A 19344-nucleotide genomic window follows, 5' to 3' on the forward strand; every position below is an offset into this window, starting at 1 on the left:
ATGTCAGAAGCGTTATGGGAGCGGTGTTTATCCGGTCTCAGGGAGGAGTTCCCGTCGCAGCAGTTCAACACATGGATACGTCCGCTGCGTCTGGCTGATTGCACAGTTGATCGCCTGATCCTGACTGCACCTAATCGTTTTGTCAAAGATTGGGTGACTGATAAGTACCTTAACCATATTCGCCAGACTTTTATTAATGTCAGTGGCAATCTCAGCGCTGACGTCAGTATAGATATTACCGCTAAACCAAGGGCGGCTAATGGCGAAACCGGTTTTTTGTCGGCTCACGCTCCGCCAGTCGTTCAAGCTGAACCTGAGCAACGACAACCTGAGCAGGTTGTGCGCCTGCAATCGGATGCACCATCCGCAGGTCCGGTTGCTGAGGCCGTGACTGGCGAGGCAAATTACCTGCCTGCCCTCGATGCCACCCCGCCTCAGCAGGTGGGGCTAGCGTTGCAGGATACATCCAGAGAGCCCTCCTTGCCCACTGATGAGCCTCGCCGGCGTTCCTCGCGCAAGGTCGATGTTGAAGGTGGGGTCAAGCATCAATCGAATTTGAATCCTGCATTTACTTTTCACGCTTTCGTCCAGGGTAAGTCCAACCAGTTAGCCCTTGCGGCTGCTCAGCAGGTGGCCGACAATCCGGGTGGCGGTTACAATCCGTTATTTATTTATGGGGGGGTTGGCCTGGGTAAAACGCATTTGATGCATGCTGTGGGTTGCGAGATGCTCAAGCGTAATCCCAATGCGCGGATAGTCTATCTACACTCAGAGCGCTTTGTAGCCGATATGGTTAAAGCGCTGCAGCTAAATGCTATTAATGATTTCAAACGCTACTACCGTTCTGTTGATGCGCTGTTGATCGATGATATTCAGTTTTTTGCGGGTAAGGAGCGCTCTCAGGAAGAGTTCTTTCATACTTTTAACGCGCTGCTTGAAGGTGGCCAGCAACTGATCCTGACCAGTGATCGCTATCCCAAGGAAATTTCTGGTGTTGAGGAGCGCCTGAAGTCGCGCTTTGGTTGGGGGCTGACAGTGCCGATTGAGCCTCCTGAACTCGAAACACGTGTAGCTATATTGATGAAAAAAGCCGAGGAAGCGCGTATCCAGTTACCGGATGATTCAGCCTTTTTCCTGGCACAGAAAATTCGTTCCAACGTGCGGGAGCTTGAAGGTGCACTGAAGCGCGTGATAGCGAATGCTCACTTCACTGGTAGTGAGATAAATACACCTTTTATTAAAGAATCGCTGAAAGATCTGCTTGCCCTGCAGGATAAGCAGGTTAGTATTGATAATATTCAGCGAGTTGTCGCAGATTACTATAAAATTAAGATCAATGATCTTCTTTCGAAGCGTCGTAGTCGTTCTGTTGCTCGACCACGGCAGATGGCTATGTCATTATCGAAGGAACTGACCAATCATAGCCTGCCTGAAATTGGCAGCGCTTTTGGTGGTAGAGATCATACGACGGTTCTTCATGCGTGTCGTAAAATAAAGGAGCTTCGCGAAAGCAACAACGACATTAGTGAAGATTATAAAAACCTGCTGCGTCATCTGACGGCGTAGCGCTCAGATCCTGACCAAGGAATGAAGCCATGAGATTCGTCATTTCCAGAGAAGCACTGATCAGACCCTTGCAGTTGGTGGCTGGTGTAGTTGAACGCCGTCAGACCATGCCGGTACTCTCCAATATTCTTCTGGTTGCTGAGGAGGGTATGCTGTCCCTGACCGGTACCGATCTTGAAGTCGAACTGGTTGCGCGTATTCCGCTGCAGGAACTGTCCGAACCTGGCTCGGTAACTGTACCGGCGCGTAAATTAATGGATATCTGTAAGTCTCTTTCAGATGATGCGCTGGTCGAAATCAGCGTCACTGATGAAAAAGCCCGCATTAAAGCTGGCCGTAGCCGTTTCTCGCTGGCGACGCTACCCGCAGCAGATTTCCCTAATGTCGAAGATAGCCCTGAGGCGATGACCATCTCCTTGCCTCAGTCTGCGTTGCGTCAGTTGATTGAGAAAACCGGCTTTTCCATGGCGCAGCAGGATGTGCGTTATTACCTCAATGGTATGTTGCTGGAAGTGCGCGATGCCTGCTTGCGTGCCGTATCGACGGATGGTCATCGTCTGGCAACCTGTCTGACTCCGGTCGAAGCTGAGTCCGGCTTGGAGCACCAGATTATAGTACCGCGTAAAGGTATTCTGGAACTTGCTCGCTTGCTTCAAGGTGGTGATGCACCGGTTACGCTGGTGATAGGGTCGAGCCATATTCGCGCCGTCGTAGGTGATTTTACTTTTACCTCCAAACTGGTCGATGGTAAGTTTCCTGATTACAATCGCGTCATTCCTCGCAATGGTGATAAGGTCTTGTTGGGTGACCGACAAGAACTTCGTCAGGTGTTTACCCGCATTGCCATACTCTCGAATGAAAAATACCGTGGAGTGCGTCTGAACCTGTCTAATGGTTTGTTGAAGGTCACTGCCAATAACCCGGAGCAGGAAGAAGCTGAAGAGACACTGGCTATTGATTATGAGGGTCAGGATTTGGAGATCGGCTTTAACGTCAACTATCTGTTAGACGTTCTCTCTATTCTTAATTCTGATGTTGTGCGCCTGATTCTCTCGGATGCAAACTCCAGTGCGTTGGTGCAAGGCTATGATGAAAATGACGCTGTTTATGTCGTCATGCCGATGCGTATGTGATCGGGTCGGGGGGAGCTAGCCTCTCTCCTGCTTTCAATTCATGCCTATCTCTGAGTTACAGATTTCCAGAATTCGCAATCTTCAGGCCCCGAGTTTTTCTCCGGCGTCTCGGATCAATATTATCTCGGGCCAGAATGGCAGTGGTAAAACCAGTATTCTGGAAGCGATTCATTTTTTATCCACAACCCGTTCTTTTCGTAGCAATGAACTGCGTCATCTGGTTACCCAGGGTGAGTCATCCGCTTTGGTCTTTTCTCGTGTTGAGTCATCTACCCACCCCTTGCCGCTCGGCGTGGAGCGCACGCTTGAAGGTGATGTCAGGGTGCGTTTTGATGGCCGCTCACTGGATTCTGCTGAGCTTGCCAGCCTCTTGCCAGTTCAGGTGCTTTATAGTGGTACCTTTGAATTGCTGGACGGCTCTCCTTCTGTTCGGCGGCAATTTGTTGACTGGGGAGGGTTTCATGCTGACCCGGCGTTTATAACGCTGTGGCGTGGTTTTAAGCGTGCACTGAAACAAAGAAATTCTTTATTGAAATATGGTAAAATCGACAGGTTCCAGATGCAGGTCTGGGATCGTGAGTTTGTAAGCTACGGCGAGCAGTTAACCCGTCATCGGCAGGCTTACATTGCCAGGTTGTTACCGGAGTTCAAAGCGATTCTTGCGGTGCTGTTAGGCGATGTTGATGTTGATCTGAAGTTTTATCCCGGCTGGGATAGTAAGCGAGATCTAACGGCTGTTTTGGCGGATCAATTTGTTAGAGAGTCAGCTCAAGGTTTTACCCTGTCCGGACCTCAACGTGCCGATCTGCGCTTTCGTTGCGATGGAGTTAATGCTGCCGATCGTCTCTCACGGGGTCAGAAAAAACTCGTCGTCAGTGCTTTACGCCTGGCGCAAGGGCAAGTGTTTCGGCAAAAAGCTGATCGGCCTTGTATCTATCTGATTGATGACCTGCCCTCTGAACTGGATGAACCGCATGCCCGATTGTTCTGCCAATTTCTTGAGCAGAGCCAGGATCAATGCTTCATCACCTGTGTCGACCCAGACACATTAACCGAATTTTGGTCGCCGGATACTGATCTGGCGCTATTTCATCTGGATGCCGGCCGCTTACTCAGCCGGTGACGCTAGGAGTGTAAAATGAGTGGTGAAAACCATAGTTATGATTCATCGAGTATCAAAGTTCTGAAAGGACTCGATGCCGTCAGAAAACGTCCTGGTATGTACATAGGCGATACCGATGATGGCAGTGGTCTGCATCATATGGTATTTGAACTTGTAGATAACGGTATTGACGAAGCGCTGGCGGGTTATTGCTCAGAAGTTGCGGTTACTATTCATCCTGATGAAAGCGTCACGGTATTTGATAACGGTCGTGGTGTGCCAACCGATATTCATGAAGAGGAAGGCGTCTCGGCGGCTGAAGTCATCATGACTGTATTACATGCTGGTGGTAAGTTCGACGATAACACTTACAAGGTTTCGGGTGGCTTGCATGGTGTGGGTGTGTCGGTTGTTAATGCCCTTTCCAGTGAGCTGACTCTGACTATCCGTCGTGACGGTAAGGTGCATGAGCAGGTTTACCGTCATGGTGTTCCGGTTGCTCCGCTGAAAGTTGTGGGTGAAACCGACTCGACCGGCACTATCGTTCGATTCAAACCTTCAGAAGATACTTTCACCAATATTCATTTTCATTTTGACCTGCTGGCCAAGCGCTTGCGTGAACTCTCTTTCCTTAACTCAGGTGTGCGTATCCGTCTTAAGGATGAGCGTGCTGGTCGTGAAGAGGTGTTCGAGTATGAAGGAGGTCTGGCTTCATTTGTTGCCTACTTGAACCAGAGTAAAACCACTGTTAACTCCATTTTTCACTTTAATGCCATGCATGAGAATGGTGTGGGTGTTGAAGTTGCCATGCAGTGGAACGACAGCTATCAGGAAAGCATTCACTGTTTCGCCAATAATATTCCACAGCGTGACGGCGGTACGCACCTTTCAGGTTTTCGCGCCTCCCTGACTCGCTGTCTGAATAACTACATAGATAATGAACAGCTGAATAAAAATGGTAAGGTCGCTACCACTGGGGATGATTCCCGTGAGGGGCTAAACGCTATTATTTCTGTCAAAGTGCCTGATCCTAAGTTCTCTTCTCAGACCAAAGACAAATTAGTCTCATCTGAAGTGAAGTTGGCTGTTGAGCAAATGATGGCTCAAAACCTGTCGGACTATCTGCTCGAGAATCCGCAGGATGCCAAAGCGATTGTCTCCAAAATGATTGATGCGGCCCGTGCGCGTGAAGCCGCGCGTAAAGCACGTGAGATGACTCGTCGTAAAGGGGCGCTGGATGTTGCAGGCTTGCCAGGCAAGTTGGCTGACTGTCAGGAAAAAGATCCGGCGCTGTCAGAAATCTACCTGGTGGAGGGTGATTCGGCCGGTGGTTCTGCCAAGCAGGGACGTGATCGTCGTACCCAGGCTATTTTACCGCTCAAGGGTAAGATTCTTAATGTTGAAAAAGCCCGTTTTGATAAGATGCTCACCTCGGCTGAGGTTGGTACCCTGATTACGGCCTTGGGTTGCGGTATTGGTCGGGATGAATTCAATCCGGATAAATTGCGTTATCACTCCATTATTATCATGACCGATGCCGATGTGGATGGCTCGCACATCCGTACTCTGCTACTGACCTTCTTCTACCGTCAGATGCCTGAGTTGATTGAGCGTGGCCATGTGTATATTGCTCAGCCGCCGCTGTACAAAGTGCGTAAAGGTAAGCAAGAGCAATATCTTAAAGATGAAGCTGCCCTGGAGCAGTACTTGCTACAGGGTGCGTTGGACGGTACGCAATTGTTTCCAACGGCTGATGCACCGCCAATTTCAGGTGCGGCGCTAGAAAAGCTGATCTCACGCTATCGTCATGTTGAATCATTGATTGACCGAATTAGCCGTGTATACCCACGCTCTGTTTTGGGTCAGTTGATGTATCTGAAAAAACTGGACGTTGATTCGCTTTATAATAAAGAAGCGGTTTCTACCTGGGTTGAGCAGTTATCCGTCTACCTTTCAGATCATGTGAGTTCTTCCTCATCCTGGTACAGCTGTTCAGTAGCCGAAGATCGTGAACACAGTCAGTTTATCCCGGTAGTGATGTTCACCCAGCACGGCAATGATATTACCTATCGCTTTGATCAGGAGTTCTTCCGTTCACGTGATTATCAATCCATTGCTGAGCTGGGTGAGGAGTTACAGGGTTTGCTGGAAGAAGGTGCTTACCTTCAGCGCGGAGAGCGCGTCTACCCCTTGCGTAATCTGGGGGATGGTATTACCTGGTTGCTGGATATTTCCCGTCGTGGTAATAATGTACAGCGCTACAAAGGTCTGGGTGAAATGAACCCGGATCAGCTATGGGAAACTACCATGGACCCTGACGCCCGCCGTATGCTTCAAGTTACCATCGATGATGTGATTGGCGCTGACAAACTCTTCTCTACCCTGATGGGCGATGATGTCGAACCGCGTCGTGCATTCATCGAACTGAATGCGTTGAATGTTTCTAACCTTGATGTTTGATCGTTAGCAGCACATAACATCAGGAGGCCTAGGCCTCCTTTTTTATGTACAGGATGTACGGTATACCACGAGCGCATGGATGCGCAGGAGTGGTGCATGTACAGGATGTACGTGCAGAAAACCGCTCCTGCGTTTTCTGTATAAGTGCCATTCTTGGCGCGATATGCCATGAGCGCATGTGCTGGCATAAATTGTTCCTGTGTTTTTCTGCACAAACGAAGTCCTTGGTGGATATACCGTGGGTGTATGTGCAGGATTTGCTATTAGTTAACCTCCCCTGTTTTTTATGACTTTGTTTCATGTGAAACAAGTTAGCTATACTTTCTCTGGCTGCATTTCATATGAAACAAACTACTCATACTTCCTTTACCGGTGTTCCACGTGAAACATCCAGGCAATAAAAAACCCTGCAAGCAGGGTTTTTAGGAATCGTTAGAGCGCTGGCTAGAGTAGCGAAATATCTGCAGTGCCAAGAAACAATTCGCGAAGCTGCGCAAGCAATGCTAAACGGTTGTGTCTGGTAGCATCATCCTCAGCCATAACCATCACTTCATCAAAGAAGCGGTTTACTTGAGGATTCAATGCCGCAAGCAAAGTCATGGCTTCCGGGTACTTGCCTTGAGCAAACAAGGGTTGGGTCTGCTTGCTTAGTACTGAAACAGCTGCAGCCAAATCTTTTTCAGCATCTTCAGTAAGAAGTGTCGAGTCCACAACTCCAGAAGAATCAGCAGTGATCTGCTTTGCCAAAATATTGGCTACACGTTTGTTTGCGGCGGCAAGCTCTTGGGCTTCAGGCAATTGCGCGAAGTTGGAAACGGCAATAACACGTTTATTGAAATCAAGCGGCCGTGTCGGTCTTAGTGCATGTACTGCTTGATAAACAGATACAGAAACGCCCTTCTCTTCATACCAGGCCCGTAGGCGCTCCAGCATAAAGTCGATCACGCGGTCTGATACATCAGCGCTGCCTGGAAGATCAGGGTAGTTAGAAGCAGCAAGTTGAACCAGTTGTGCCAGGTCGAGATCCAGAGAGTGCTCAATAATAATGCGCAGTACGCCCAATGATTGGCGACGTAGTGCGAAAGGATCCTTGGAGCCTGTGGGTGGTTGGTTGATAGCAAAAAGCCCCGTAATGGTATCAATGCGGTCTGCTAAAGCCAAAGCCATGCCCGTCTTGGTGCTGGGAAGTTCATCCCCAGAAAAGCGTGGCATATATTGCTCGTTAAGCGCCAGAGCAACTTCGTCTTCTTCACCATCGTGCTTAGCATAGTAATAACCCATCAAGCCTTGAAGCTCGGTGAATTCAAATACCATGTTAGTCATCAAGTCACACTTGCACAGTGAGGCCGCACGTTCGGCAAACTCAGGATTACCATCAATCAGGCGAGCAATGCTGCTGGCAAGTTTGCAGACACGTTTAGTCTTGTCATGCAGAGTGCCGAGGTCGTGCTGAAACACAATGCTCTTGAGTTTGTCGGTGCGGGAAGCCAAGGAAGACTGACGATCTTGCTCAAAGAAAAATGCTGCATCTGCCAGGCGTGGCCGAATAACCTTTTCATTACCTGAAACGATCTGCGCTGGGTCGAGCGATTCTATATTAGCTACTGTAATAAAATACGGCAGTAGTTTGCCTTCGGTACTAATCAGATGGAAATATTTCTGATTGCTCTTCATTGAAGAGATTAGTGCCTCAGAAGGTACCTCAAGAAAGCGTTCCTCGAATCGACCAGTTAAAGCTACTGGCCATTCGTTAAGAGCACAAACCTCTTCCAGCAGGTCTTCATCAATAACCACTTCAGCATTTACTTTCCGTGCTTCGGCTAATACCTGGTCACGAATTTTTTCCATGCGCTGAGCGAAATCGACAATCACTTTGCCCGGTGCCAGCAGTTTAGGCTGATAGTCGCTGGGTGATAATAGCTCAATATCATGTGGATAATGAAAGCGATGGCCACGTGATTTACGACCAGATTTCAGGCCTAAAATTTCACAGGGAATAACGTATTCGCCAAAGAGCATAACTAACCAGTGGACGGGCCGTACAAACTCAGTCCGACTGCTACCCCAGCGCATGCGTTTTGGAATCGGTAAATTGTTGAGGGATTCGGCTACTATTTCAGGCAGTAGTTCCTGGGCTGATTTACCTGCCTCAATACCTCGATGAACAAAGTAGCTGCCCTTGCCTACTTCGGTCTGAATCAGGTCTTCAACAGTCACGCCACAAGAGCGGGCAAAGCCTTCAACGGCTTTAGCTGGTGCTTGAGTGGCTGGGCCGCGTTTTTCAAATTCACGATCAGGTTGACGTTCGGCTAAAGCCGTAACCTTAACGGCCAATCGACGCGGTGCGGCAAAATAGCAGGCACTGTCATAGCTTAATCCTGCTTGTTGCAAGCCAGTCTCTATACCGCCTAAAAATGCGTTGGCAAGTGTTTTTAAAGAGGTAGGTGGTAGTTCTTCTGTACCAATTTCTACCAGAAAATCCTGTGCAGACATTAGTGTTTCTCCTCGCTGGCAGCTAAAACTTCTTGGCGAATTGGCTCCGGTGCAAGTGGGAATCCAAGGGCTTTGCGCTTGTTGAAATAGGCATGTGCTACCAGTCGTGCCAAGGTTCTTACTCTGAGAATGAAGCGCTGCCGTTCTGTCACAGATATAGCGTGACGCGAATCCAGCAGATTAAATGTATGGGATGCTTTAAGTACCATCTCATAAGCAGGCAGCGGTAACGATGCTTCAAGCAGTTTATTACACTCGCGCTCGTAATGATCGAAGTTGCTGAACAGCGTCGGAACATCTGCGTGCTCAAAGTTGTAGGTCGACATCTCGACCTCGTTCTGATGGAACACGTCACCGTAGGTTACTACGCTACCATCTGGTTGCTTGGCCCATACTAGATCATAGACGCTATCGACGCCCTGAAGGTACATAGCGATGCGCTCGAGGCCATAGGTCAACTCGCCAGTAACCGGGTAGCACTCAAGACCGCCGGCCTGTTGGAAATAGGTGAACTGGGTTACCTCCATGCCATTCAGCCAGATCTCCCAGCCAAGACCCCAAGCGCCCAGTGTTGGTGATTCCCAGTTATCTTCAACAAAACGGATATCATGGATCAACGGATCAATGCCGATATGCTTGAATGAGCCTAGAAAGAGCTCCTGAAGATTATCAGGTGAGGGTTTAAGAACCACCTGGAATTGATAATAATGTTGCAGGCGATTGGGGTTTTCACCATAGCGGCCATCAGTTGGACGGCGGCTGGGTTGTACATATGCCGAGCGCCAGGACTCCGGACCGATAGAACGCAAGAACGTCGCCGGATGGAAAGTCCCTGCCCCGACCTCGAGATCAAGAGGTTGTACGATAACACAACCCTGTTCACCCCAGTACTGCTGCAGGGCGAGGATCAGGCCCTGAAATGTGCTAACGTCTGTAGTAGCCTTATCAGTCACGTGAATCACCTTAACTGTTGATAGGATCAAAACAAACCCATAATTATACATGAACAAGCTCTTTAGGGCGTGATCCCATCAGAGAAACTTGATAGGTGTTGAAGCAAGATGGGTATAATAAGTGAAAAATCTGGTTGGAGTGGCTATGAAAACGATTAAGGGCATACTGGCTATTTTGGCGCTCGGGCTTACCGCCCTATTGCCGTTGCGCTGGGCGCAAGGGTTAGGAAAACGTCTAGGGCGGTATTTCTATCGGCAAGGTGATAGTAGTCGAATATATCGTACTACGCAGGTTAATTTACTTACCTGTTTTCCGGAGCTTTCCGACCAACAACGGCAGGAATTAACCCTGCAAAGTCTTGAGCAGACTGGGCAGTCAATTGCTGAAATGGGCATGTCCTGGCTTTGGCCGGTTCAACGTACATTGAAAATAATTCGCACTGTGCACAATGAAGCGTTGATCACCGAAGGAATCAACCAGGGAAAAGGTGTGATCCTGATTGCACCGCATTTGGGAAATTGGGAAATCCTGAATCTGTATTTATCCAACCGCTATACCTTTACCGCCATGTACAAGCCTCCGCGACAGAAACAGATGGATAGTCTGATTAAACGCATGCGTGCGCGTTTGGGAACAGACATGGCCCCTGCAAATGTACAAGGCGTACGTAAAGTTATGAAAGCGCTTAGACGAAGTGAAATGGTTGGGATACTGCCAGATCAGGAACCCGATGTTGGCAGCGGGATATTTGCAGACTTTTTTGGCACCCCTGCCCTGACCATGACGCTACTGCCACAGTTAGCCGCACAGACGGGAGCTAAAGTGGTTTGTGGTTATGCCAAGCGTTTGGAGGGGGCTACAGGATTTGATATTTACTTCAGTGAAGCCGAAGCAGATATTTCGCTGAAGGACGCCCTGCTGGCAACAGAGGCTATGAACCGCTCTGTTGAGCGTTGTGTGCGTGAATTACCCGAGCAGTACCAGTGGGAGTACAAACGCTTTAATTCACGCCCTGAGGGCGCCGCACGCATCTATTGATTAGCGGCGCCAGAATACCGGGGTAAAGAGTACCAGCAGGGTGAAGACTTCGAGTCGTCCCAGCAACATGGAAAAGCATAGTATCCATTTTGCTGTGCTGTTGATATTACCAAAGTGGTTGGATACATCGCCCAATCCGGGGCCGAGATTTGTGATGGTTGCCCCTACAGCAGACCATGCGGTAACCTGATCCAGACCCGTTCCCATCAGTGCAATCATCATAATGACAAACACCAGTAGGTATACTGAGAAAAACCCCCACACGGCCTGTAGCACTTTATCCGGTATGGTGCGCCGCCCCAGCTTTACTGGGAATATGGCATTAGGATGAACCAAGCGCTGCAACTCTCGATAGCCCTGTTTCAGAATAAGCAGGATCCGGATTACTTTCATACCACCGCCAGTTGATCCCACGCAGCCACCAATAAAAGCCGTCACAAACAACATGAACGGCAGCATGACGGGCCAATAAGCAAAATTACCCGTGGCAAAACCTGTCGTGGATGCAACCGATACAGTCATAAATGCGGCATTGCGTAACGATTTGATTGGGGGGTAGGTTTCATGAATCAACAGGACGGAAAAGGTGATAACAAAAGTCAGCAGTAATATGCTGAGAAAAAAGCGCACCTCTGAATCACCAAAATAGTGAAGCAGGCTGCGCTGTCGCCAAGCGAAGAAATGCAGCGCGAAATTCATACCACACAGAATCATAAAAAAGATGGCAATAAGCTCGATGGTGGCACTGTTAAACGCGCCCATACTGGCGTCATAGGTTGAGAATCCACCCAGGGCAACGGTTGAAAAGCTATGGCCTATGGCATCAAAAGGTGTCATGCCAGCGAGCCAATAGGCTGTAGCGCAGAGAAATGTCAGAATGGCGTAGATAATCCAAAGCGCTTTGGCCGTCTCTGTAATACGCGGGGTTAGTTTAGTATCTTTGACTGGCCCAGGAATTTCAGCACGAAACAACTGCATCCCCCCGATTCCCAGCATAGGCAGTATGGCTACAGCGAGAACGATGATACCCATTCCACCGAGCCACTGAAGCTGTTGTCGGTAGTAGAGGATTGATTTAGGCAGGTAGTCCAGACCGGTAATGACCGTAGCACCGGTCGTAGAAAGTCCGGAGATAGATTCAAATACCGAGTCAACCAGTGACATATTTGGTGTTGGAGACAGGTAGAGTGGGATGGCACCGAATACGCCTAATACTGACCAAAACAATACCGTGATCAGAAAGCCATCGCGTATACGCAGCTCACCCTTCACCCGGTAGAAAGGGACCCACAGTAAGAAACCACAGGCCAGAAGAATAAAAAACGCCGAAATAAAAGCGCGGTGCGCACCATCGTCATAATAAAATGACACGGCAATAGGGGGGATCTGAGCAATACTGAACAGCATCAACAGAACTCCCAGAACGCGCAGTGTGAGCTGGTAATGCATAGTGGCAGCCTTAGAAGAAGGTCAAGCCAACCTGAAACAGGCGCTCGACCTCCGGAATGCGGCGTTTATCAACCAGGAAAAGAATGACATGGTCGTTATTTTCCACCACGATATCATCATGTGCGATCAGTACTTTATCGTTACGAATAATCGCACCAATAGTTGTACCCTGAGGTAAATTGATATCCTCAATGGCGCGCCCAACGACTTTAGAAGAGTTGCGATCACCGTGTGCAATCGCCTCCATGGCCTCTGCAGCACCGCGACGTAAGGAATGCACTGCAACGACATCCCCTCGACGTATGTGGGTCAACAGGGAGCCTATGGTGGTTTGCTGCGGCGAAATAGCAATATCAATTACACCGCCCTGCACCAGATCAATGTAGGCGGGGTTGTTGATCAGCGTCATTACCGTGCGAGCCCCCTGACGCTTTGCCAGCATCGATGCCATGATATTAGCTTCATCATCGTTAGTCAGGGCGCAGAAAACATCAGTATCTTCAATGTTTTCTTCAATTAACAGGTCGCGATCAGAGGCACTGCCATGCAGCACGATGGTGTTATTGAGGGTTTTGGCTAAAAGTTGGCAACGTGGCAAAGAGCGTTCGATAATTTTGACCTGAAAAGATTTCTCTAGGCTTTCTGCTAGCCGGGCACCAATATTACCTCCACCCGCTATCAGAATACGGCGATAGGGTTTATCCAGTCGTCTGAGTTCACTCATCACAGAGCGGATATCACGCTGTGCAGCAATAAAGAAAACCTCATCATCGGCTTCGATGATGGTGTCGCCCTTGGGTATGATGGGGCGATCCTGACGAAAAATGGCGGCAACACGAGTATCGACATTTGGCATGTGCGCGCGCAGGTAGGAAATTTCCCGACCCACAAGCGGGCCTCCATAATAGGCACGCACAGCAACCAGTTGCGCCTTGCCTTCAGCAAAATCGAGTACTTGAAGTGCTCCGGGATGCTGAATCATTTTTTTAATATGACGTGTTACCGACTCTTCCGGGCTGATCAAAACATCAACCGGCATGGACTTGGAACCAAATAATGCCCTGTTGTTGTAGAGATAGTCGTGTTCACGAATACGTGCAATTTTGGTGGGTATATTGAAAATAGTATGGGCGACCTGACAGGCAATCATATTGACTTCGTCGGAGTTGGTCACGGCGATTAACATATCAGCATCGCGAGCACCAGCTTGCGCCAGCATAGAAGGATTGGAGGCAGGACCATCCAGGGTACGTATATCCAGCCGATCGGCGAGTTCACGCAATCTGGCGGGATTGGTATCAATGATGGTAATGTCGTTGGCTTCGCTGGCAAGGTTTTCAGCCAGTGTCCCACCTACTTGCCCTGCCCCTAAAATAATTATATTCATGGTCTGGTGAGTCCAGTATCGGTCGACTTGATCAGTTTGGCATAGAAAAAGCCATCATGGCTGTGTAATTGCGGAAAAAATTGTTGTCCCATAGGGCGTGCCTGGCCCCAGGGTAACTCCAGCGGTTGATGTAGAGCATCTGGCTGTTGTTTGCAGAAGCGTTCTATAATGCGCTCGTTTTCCTGCGGGAACACCGAACAGGTAGCATATAGCAACGTCCCTCCGGGTTTTAGCAGGCCCCATAGGTTGCTGAGAATGCTCAGTTGCAGGCTGGCCAGCTTCAATAGATCTTCATTCTGACGCAATAGCTTGATATCCGGATTGCGTCGAATGACACCACTGCCGCTGCAGGGTGCATCCAGCAGGATTCGATCGTATAAGTTGCCATCCCACCAGTCTTGTGACGCCGCATCACCGTTAATCAATTGGCAGCGATGGCTAAAATTCAGGCGCTGCAGGTTGTCACGGATGCGCTGAGAACGGGATTCGCTGAGTTCCAGAGCGGTAACAGAAGTGCTCTCTGGCAGGAGTTCCAGTAATTGACCCAGCTTTCCGCCCGGTGCGGCGCAAGCATCGAGTAGATGTTCGCCAGCTTGAGCATCAAGCAGATAACCACTCAGTTGTGCAACTTCATCCTGTACGCTACACCAGCCTTGGTCAAAACCTGGTAGTAGATGAACATCCATCGCCTCATCGAGAATGATAGCTTGGTCAGACATAACGCCTGCTTTAGCCGTTATGTCATCCTCAAGCAGCCTATTCAAGTATTCTTCGCGTGATAGTAAGTGCTTATTAACACGGAGTGTTAAGGGGCCTTTGATATCATTTTGAACCAAAATGGATTGCCACTGTTCAGGCCAGTTGTGCTTGAGCTTATCGAGTATCCAGGCGGGATGATTCCAGTGGTAGGCATCAGACTGCTGCGAGAGTGTCTGATCCAGGCTTATCGCTTCACGCTGGTAACGGCGTAGCACAGCATTGATCAAGCCCTTGGCCCAATCTTTATTTAGTAGTCGTGTTAGTTCAACGGTTTCATGCACCACTGCATGTTCCGGGATGCGCATTTCACGCAGTTGATATAAGCCTAGCAGCAGCACCGCGTAGAGATCATAATCTTTGGACTGAAAGGGCTTTTTCAATAGGTGTTGGGCCAGAGCATCCAAACGGAAAAACTCCCGCGTGCAGCCATAGCAAAGTTGCTGTAACAGGGCTGAGTCGCGCTCGCTGATCTGCTTTTGGGCATCAGGCATCAGTGAGGCAATGGAACCCTGTTGGCTGAGTAGCTCAGTAAGAAGTCGAGTGGCAACCAGACGCACATCGGTCACTAGGAAAACCTCATGCCGACAGTGAAGGGGTGCTGCCCGTTCAGCAAGGCACTGACTGGCTGCGCCCGTTTGCCGGGTAATTGAATATGGGTGAGCTTTAACAAGCCCTGACCGGTAGCAACCACAAGGCCGTCACGTTGAATGGCGGTTAAGGTTCCTGGGCTGGTAGTTGTTTTTTCGGAGGCGTCTGCCTCAGCCTGCCAGATGCGTAAGGTCTCATCTTCAAGCCGGCAGAAAGCCACCGGCCAGGGATTAAGCCCCCGAATCTGTACGGCCAGTTGTTCGGCTGGCAAAGACCAGTCAATACGCCCCTCCTCTTTCACCAGCTTGGCCGCATAACAGGCCTGGCTGTCATCTTGCTTTTCAGGCTTTAGCTGCCCCTGTATAAGTGCTACAAGGCTGTCTATGAGCGTTTCTGCGCCGAGTGCTGCCAGGCGGTCATGCAAGCTGCCAGCCGTCTCCCCCGGCAGAATATTTGTGCTGCGCTTATACAACATCGCACCGGTATCCAGACCAGCATCCATCTGCATAATGGTTATACCGGTTTGACTATCACCGGCTAGCAGTGCGCGGTGAATCGGGGCGGCACCTCGCCAGCGAGGCAAGAGTGATGCATGCACATTAATGCAGCCGAGTCGTGGCAGGTTAAGAACTGCTTGAGGCAGGAGTAAGCCGTAAGCGGCCACAATCATCAGGTCTGGATGAAGTGCGGCAAGTTCATCAATAGCCTGATCGGATTTAAAGTTGAGTGGTTGATAAACTGGAAGGTTATGCTGCAGTGCCAGTTGCTTGACCGGGCTTTGCACAAGTTTGCGGCCTCGCCCTGCCGGTCTGTCTGGCTGGGTGTACACAGCAATGATTTGATGTGATTGCTCAAGAAGTGCCGCCAGACTGCTGGCGGCAAACTCCGGTGTGCCGGCAAAAACGATACGTAGCGGCGAGTTCATGCACAGGGCTCCGGTTACGGGTGATCAGTGTTGAGGCTGTTGGTCGAGTTTGTGCTGTTTTTCCAGTTTGCTACGGATGCGGCTACGTTTCAGCTTGGATAAGTAGTCAACAAACAGCTTGCCATTGAGGTGGTCCAGTTCGTGCTGAATGCACACAGCCAATAAGCCTTCGGCCTCAAAGCTTTGCATTTTGCCATCGCGCCCTAGAAAATCCACCTTGATACGCTTGGGGCGTTTCACTGTTTCATAGAAACCGGGAACAGACAGGCAACCCTCCTGCATTTCATCCTGCTCCTGTTGTAAAACATCGAAGCGCGGATTGATCAGCACCAGGGGGTCTGACGCATCTTCAGACAGGTCCATAACGACCACCTGCTTATGAACATTGACTTGCGTTGCCGCCAAGCCTATGCCATTGGCATCGTACATGGTTTCAAACATATCATCGACGAGTTGAAGGATTTCTTCATCAACAAGGTCGACGGGTTCTGCAATTGTGCGTAAACGTGGATCAGGAAATTCAAGAATATTGAGCTTGGACATAGGTCTGCATCATATTAAGAGGCTAGAATGGGTCAGATAGGTGACGTTTTAGTCTATTAAGCCTATTATACTGAATACAAAACTGAATGCATTGTTATGATGCCTGGAAGTACTTTTAATTGCCGGATAAGCGGAAATTTGAAAGTGGTGACGGTGTCTGATCAAAGGGAAGCGGATATGAAACAACTGCTATGTGGGCTGCTGACAGCAGGCCTGCTTTTCTCCAGTGTGGCTGCAGCTCAGACCGGTCAAGATCAGTTACAGCTGAAACAGGATCATCCAACAGAGCACGTCGTGGTTAAGGGAGACACCCTCTGGGATATTTCCGGACATTTTCTTAATCGTCCATGGCGTTGGCCGGAAATCTGGGGAGTCAATCCGCAGATAGACAATCCCCACCTGATTTATCCGGGTGATGTTATTTATCTGACCTGGGTAGATGGCCAGCCAAGACTGGGCTTGCGTCCCGGGGATGGTCGCTTGAGCCCTCAGGTTAGGGAAATGCCGTTAGAACAGGCTATCCCGGCAATTTCTCTGCGAGATATTAATAGCTTTATCAGTGATAACCTTGTGGTTCAGGATGATGTGCTAGAACAAGCACCCTACGTAGTTGGGGGGGACAACCGACGGCTAATCACCGGTGCCGGGGACAGAGCCTATGCGCGTGGCAAACTTGTCCGTGATGATCGTAACCAGGCAGTGTATCGTCCAGCACGTGAATATTTTGATCCAGTGACCGGCGAATTTCTGGGATACGAGCTGTTTAAGGTTGCCGATGCTGTTATCTCGGCAGTTCAGGAGGATGTTATCTCGCTGGACCTGCAAAGCTCCAATGAAGAGGTGCGTGCGACTTACCGGGTATTGCCTACTGAAGAGACCCGTATTCAGTCGATGTTTTACCCCAAACCTGCTCCGGATGGTCAGGAAGGACTTATCATCGGTTTGCTTAAAGGGGTTTCCAGCGCCGGGCAATATGATGCTGTGGTGTTGAATGTCGGTCAGCGTGAGCAGATCGAGCCTGGGCATGTGTTTTCGATCTACCGTACTGGTGAGACCATCCGTGATCCTGTTGTCAACGATACAGTGCAACTACCCTCGGAGCATGCCGGTATACTGATGGTATTCAAGTCGTTCGATAAGGTCAGCTATGGCTTGATCATGCGGGCAACCAATGTCATTTCTGTTGGGGATGAAATTCGTAACCCCAGCTAACAGGAGCTTACTATGTGCTGCGATCCAAGGGACTGGATCGCTGTCAGTCAGGTACCAGGGCTAGGCCCGGCAACGCTTGCCAAACTGACAGCTGCTGGTTATACACCGGTTGATATCTTGGCTCAACAACTTCCGGATACAGTTCGTTTGCGTACTGACACCCGGCATTTCCTTAAATACAACCCTGCTGGAAAACTCTACCGACAAGCTGATCAACTGCTCAGGGTAGCTGAATCTCTTGAGTTGCAGGTTATTGGATTTGATTGTCCAGGCTATCCTCCATTGCTGCGTGAAATTCATGATCCGCCAGCGGTGCTTTGGTTGCGTGGCGATGTGAAGTTACTCTTCTGTCCACAGTTGGCGGTTGTTGGTAGTCGCAAGCCTTCGCGCAGTGGCCTACAGTCGGCCCTTCAACTTTCGGCTTGCTTGGCTGGCGCCGGGTTTGTCATAACCAGTGGACTTGCTCAGGGTGTGGATACGGCTGCTCATCAGGGCGCGCTCAATGCTTCTAAGCCAACACTTGCTGTTTTAGGCAGTAGCCCAGAGCTGATTTATCCACGCTGCAATATGCACTTGGCCGACAGAATTCTGGCTCAGGGCGGCGCATTGGTTTCTGAGTTTCCGCCGGGTACGCGGCCTCGTCCTGAGCATTTTCCTAGGCGTAACCGTATCATCAGTGGTTTAAGTGTCGGTACGCTGGTGGTCGAAGCGGCATTACGCAGCGGCTCTTTGATTACAGCGCGGTTGGCGATGGAGCAAGGGCGAGAAGTGTTTGCCCTACCTGGTGCTCTCAGTAATCCATTGGCCAGAGGGTGTCATGCATTAATAAGAGAGGGCGCAATATTGGCCGAAACACCCGAACATATCTGTGAGCCACTAGCGCCTTTATTGGGCTATTTGCAGGATTCATCGGCTGAAATGGTGGATAAGCCGGATACTGCACCGGTTGCCCCAGAACTGCAACCTCTGCTGTCCCTGTTGCGGCAGGAATCCTGGAGTTTAGATGAATTGCGCGCAGAAACAGGGGTGTCAGTGAGTGAATTGCAGCAGCAGCTGATAAAGTTGGAGCTTATCGGTAAAATAGCTATTACAGGTAACCGCTACACGGCGCTTGCCTGAAGATAAATGAAACTGTTTCACTTTTCCCGCCCAGCGTTTAAGGGTATCCTGCTGGGCTTTCATTTTTTACAAGTGCCTTCCCGGTGCCTTGTTGCGCTACAGGATTTAGACAATGCAGCCAAAAGTTGGGGTAATTATGGGTTCCCGGTCAGATTGGCCGACCATGGAACATGCCGTGAATATGCTGGAAAAGCTCGGCGTTGCCTATGAGACACGGGTGGTTTCGGCACACCGTACCCCCGACCTGCTGTTTGATTATGCCAAGAGTGCAGCCGACCGAGGTTTGCAGGTGATCATAGCGGGTGCCGGTGGTGCCGCTCATCTGCCGGGCATGGTCGCGTCGCAGACAGCACTGCCGGTGCTGGGTGTGCCGGTTGAGTCAAAGGCGCTAAGTGGCATGGATTCATTGCTGTCTATTGTGCAGATGCCAGGTGGCGTACCAGTAGGTACCCTGGCGATTGGTAAAGCAGGTGCAACCAATGCCGGTATTCTTGCCGCTCAGATTGTGGCTTTGCAGGATGCCTCTGTTCGCTCGGCCCTGCAACGCTTTAGGGATGAACAGACCCGTAATGTTATGGATAACCCTGATCCACGAGGTTGATAAAGGTGAATAAAC

15 protein-coding genes are annotated in these 19344 nt (G+C 49.8%); 8 read left to right on the plus strand and 7 right to left on the minus strand.

Annotated elements, in window-relative coordinates; all coding sequences use genetic code 11:
• From dnaA to gyrB, 4 genes are read left to right on the plus strand one after another with little or no spacing between them, the layout of a single operon-like run.
• Positions 1-1566 (plus strand): chromosomal replication initiator protein DnaA, encoded by a 1566-nt coding sequence (gene dnaA / locus F5I99_RS00005; RefSeq protein ID WP_151053075.1) that lies wholly within the window; start codon positions 1-3, stop codon positions 1564-1566.
• Between the two features lie 29 nt (positions 1567-1595).
• Complete coding sequence (dnaN, locus tag F5I99_RS00010; RefSeq protein WP_151053076.1) at positions 1596-2699, plus strand: DNA polymerase III subunit beta; 1104 nt, start codon at positions 1596-1598, stop codon at positions 2697-2699.
• A 40-nt stretch (positions 2700-2739) separates the two neighbouring features.
• On the plus strand, positions 2740-3822 hold the full coding sequence (gene recF / locus F5I99_RS00015) for a DNA replication/repair protein RecF (RefSeq protein ID WP_151053077.1): 1083 nt from the start codon (positions 2740-2742) through the stop codon (positions 3820-3822).
• Between the two features lie 15 nt (positions 3823-3837).
• Positions 3838-6261: a DNA topoisomerase (ATP-hydrolyzing) subunit B gene (gene gyrB / locus F5I99_RS00020; RefSeq protein ID WP_151053078.1), complete on the plus strand. Its 2424-nt coding sequence runs from the start codon at positions 3838-3840 to the stop codon at positions 6259-6261.
• A gap of 444 nt (positions 6262-6705) precedes the next feature.
• On the opposite strand, the gene glyS is transcribed toward gyrB, so the two are convergent.
• Positions 6706-8754, minus strand: a complete 2049-nt coding sequence (gene glyS / locus F5I99_RS00025) for a glycine--tRNA ligase subunit beta (RefSeq protein WP_151053079.1) — start codon at positions 8752-8754, stop codon at positions 6706-6708.
• Complete coding sequence (gene glyQ / locus F5I99_RS00030; protein WP_151053080.1) at positions 8754-9758, minus strand: glycine--tRNA ligase subunit alpha; 1005 nt, start codon at positions 9756-9758, stop codon at positions 8754-8756. Before glyQ ends, glyS begins: the two co-directional genes overlap by 1 nt.
• A 94-nt stretch (positions 9759-9852) precedes the next feature.
• Between glyQ and F5I99_RS00035 the strand changes: the two genes are divergently transcribed.
• Positions 9853-10746 (plus strand): lysophospholipid acyltransferase family protein, encoded by an 894-nt coding sequence (locus tag F5I99_RS00035; protein ID WP_151053081.1) that lies wholly within the window; start codon positions 9853-9855, stop codon positions 10744-10746.
• Here the strand turns inward: F5I99_RS00035 and F5I99_RS00040 are convergent, their stop codons facing one another.
• The 5 genes from F5I99_RS00040 to def are packed head-to-tail and all read right to left on the minus strand — an operon-like array spanning position 10747 to position 16397.
• Positions 10747-12195: a TrkH family potassium uptake protein gene (locus F5I99_RS00040; RefSeq protein ID WP_151053082.1), complete on the minus strand. Its 1449-nt coding sequence runs from the start codon at positions 12193-12195 to the stop codon at positions 10747-10749.
• Between the two features lie 10 nt (positions 12196-12205).
• Complete coding sequence (gene trkA, locus F5I99_RS00045) at positions 12206-13582, minus strand: Trk system potassium transporter TrkA (protein WP_151053083.1); 1377 nt, start codon at positions 13580-13582, stop codon at positions 12206-12208.
• Positions 13579-14907 carry a 16S rRNA (cytosine(967)-C(5))-methyltransferase RsmB gene (gene rsmB / locus F5I99_RS00050; protein ID WP_151053084.1) on the minus strand — a complete coding sequence of 443 codons (1329 nt, stop codon included), beginning with the start codon at positions 14905-14907 and terminating at the stop codon, positions 13579-13581. The genes trkA and rsmB overlap by 4 nt, the downstream gene beginning before the upstream one ends.
• On the minus strand, positions 14907-15854 hold the full coding sequence (fmt, locus tag F5I99_RS00055) for a methionyl-tRNA formyltransferase (protein ID WP_151053085.1): 948 nt from the start codon (positions 15852-15854) through the stop codon (positions 14907-14909). The genes rsmB and fmt overlap by 1 nt, the downstream gene beginning before the upstream one ends.
• A 24-nt stretch (positions 15855-15878) precedes the next feature.
• Positions 15879-16397 (minus strand): peptide deformylase, encoded by a 519-nt coding sequence (gene def, locus F5I99_RS00060; RefSeq protein WP_151053086.1) that lies wholly within the window; start codon positions 16395-16397, stop codon positions 15879-15881.
• Between the two features lie 177 nt (positions 16398-16574).
• Between def and F5I99_RS00065 the strand changes: the two genes are divergently transcribed.
• The 3 genes from F5I99_RS00065 to purE all read left to right on the plus strand — a co-directional run bounded on the left by F5I99_RS00065 (position 16575) and on the right by purE (position 19329).
• Complete coding sequence (locus F5I99_RS00065) at positions 16575-17609, plus strand: LysM peptidoglycan-binding domain-containing protein (protein ID WP_151053087.1); 1035 nt, start codon at positions 16575-16577, stop codon at positions 17607-17609.
• A gap of 12 nt (positions 17610-17621) precedes the next feature.
• Complete coding sequence (gene dprA, locus F5I99_RS00070; RefSeq protein WP_151053088.1) at positions 17622-18728, plus strand: DNA-processing protein DprA; 1107 nt, start codon at positions 17622-17624, stop codon at positions 18726-18728.
• 112 nt (positions 18729-18840) lie between these two features.
• Positions 18841-19329, plus strand: coding sequence for a 5-(carboxyamino)imidazole ribonucleotide mutase (gene purE / locus F5I99_RS00075; RefSeq protein WP_151053089.1), 489 nt, complete (start codon positions 18841-18843; stop codon positions 19327-19329).
• Positions 19330-19344: the final 15 nt, after the last annotated feature.

It is taken from the genome of Nitrincola iocasae (assembly GCF_008727795.1).
Classification (GTDB): Bacteria; Pseudomonadota; Gammaproteobacteria; order Pseudomonadales; family Balneatricaceae; genus Nitrincola; species Nitrincola iocasae.